The organism is Streptomyces sp. P5F9 (assembly GCF_057961495.1).
The window spans coordinates 1-1878 of the sequence record NZ_JBXVPZ010000843.1; the positions used below are offsets into that span (position 1 = coordinate 1).

1 protein-coding gene is annotated in these 1878 nt (G+C 72.4%); it reads left to right on the top strand.

Annotated features, from left to right (window positions below; translation table 11 throughout):
- Positions 1–1878 (top strand): MMPL family transporter (locus AC31A1_RS50775; RefSeq protein WP_489659811.1); only part of this gene is annotated, 1878 nt, incomplete at both ends.

Consider the following 1878-nt stretch of genomic DNA (forward strand, 5'->3'; position numbering starts at 1 on the left):
GGCATCGCCGCCGCCGGCATCATCCTGTTCGTCGCCTTCGGCTCGCTCCTGAGCATGTTCGTGCCCCTGCTCGTCGCGATCGCCGCACTCGGCGCCGGGCTGATCACCGTCGGACTGACCTCGCACCTGATGACCTTGGGCAGCATCGCCCCCACGGTGGCGGCCCTGATCGGGCTCGGTGTCGGAATCGACTACGCGTTGTTCATCGTCAGCCGCCACCGGACCGGCCTGCAAGCGGGCCTGCCGCCCGAGGAGGCGGCGGTCCGCGCGCTCAACACCTCCGGGCGGGCAGTGGTCTTCGCCGGCCTCACCGTAGTGGCCGCGCTGCTCGGCCTGCTCGTGCTGGGCATCGGCCCCCTGACCGGCATGGGCGTCAGCGCCGCCACCGCCGTCCTGTTCACCGTGGCCGCGGCGGTGACCCTGGTGCCGGCCCTGCTCGGCGTCTTCGGCACCAAGTTGCTGAACCGACGCCAGCGACGCGCCCTCGCCTCGCACACCTCCCCGGTCTCGCACGCCTTCCACGCCCACGGCCGGGGCCGCTGGGCCGAGCGGGTCGAACGCCACAAGACGCTCTTCGCCCTGGGCGCGCTCTTGGTCGTCGCCGCCCTGTCGCTGCCCACGCTCTCCCTGCGCCTGGGCGCCTCCGATGCCGGGAACGACCCGAAGGCCAGCACCACCAGAGCCGCCTACGACCTGCTCGCCAAGGGCTTCGGGCCTGGTTCCAACGGGCCGTTGGTACTCGTGGCGCAACAGGGCTCGCCCGGCGACGGTCCCGCCCTGAAGGCCCTGATCCACGCTGTACGGCAGACGCCGGGCGTGGCCTCGGTGGCCGTCGGGCCGGGCGGCGCGACAGGCGGGCTGTCCGTGATCGACGTGGTCCCGACCAGCGCACCCCAGGACAAGGCGACCAGCACCCTGGTCACCCACCTGCGCGAGGACGTCATTCCGGCCGCGGAACGCGGGACCGGTCTGACCGTCCACGTGGGCGGCCCGACGGCGGCATCCGCCGACCTGGCCGACATAGTGACCGGCAAGCTGTCGCTGTTCCTCGCGGTGATCGTCGGACTCGGCTGTCTGCTGCTCATGATCGCGTTCCGCAGCATCCTGGTGCCGCTGACCGCCGCCGTGATGAACCTGCTCGCCTCGGCCGCGTCCTTCGGGGTCGTCGTGGCCGTGTTCCAGTGGGGATGGGGCTCGGAACTCCTGGGCCTGGGCAAGGCCGGGCCGGTCGAGGCCGAACTGCCCCTGATCATGCTCGCGATCCTCTTCGGACTCTCCATGGACTACCAGGTCTTCCTGGTCAGCCGTATGCACGAGGAGTGGGAGCACACCCGTGACAACCACCGCGCGATCCGGATCGGCCAGACCGAGACCGGCCGGCTGATCAACGCCGCCGCCCTGATCATGATCTGTGTCTTCACCGCCTTCGTCTTCGCCGGCCAGCGGGTCATCGCCGAGTACGGCGTGGGACTGGCCGCAGCCGTCGCGATCGACGCGTTCGTCCTGCGCACCGTCCTGGTCCCCGCGCTGATGCACCTGATGGGCCCGGCGAACTGGTGGCTGCCCGGCTGGCTGGACCGGATCCTGCCGAGGCTGTCCATCGAGGGCGCACCGGTCTCCGGCCCGGCCCTCGCCGCCCCAGCGTCTGCGAGTGCGATCCCCACCGTCCTCGCAGACGCGAGTGTGCCTCCGTTCGCCCCCGTACCCGCAGGCCTGGCCCCCGCCATCCCCGTACCCGCGCGCGTGCCTCCGGCCGTCCGGGCGGAGGCACCGCGCCACCTGGTGGCGGAGACCGCGGCCGAGCCGTCGGCGCCGGTCCCACCCGCCATGGCGCCGGCGTCGCGCCAAGGCGCCGGGCCGAGCGCTCCGAAGTCGGTC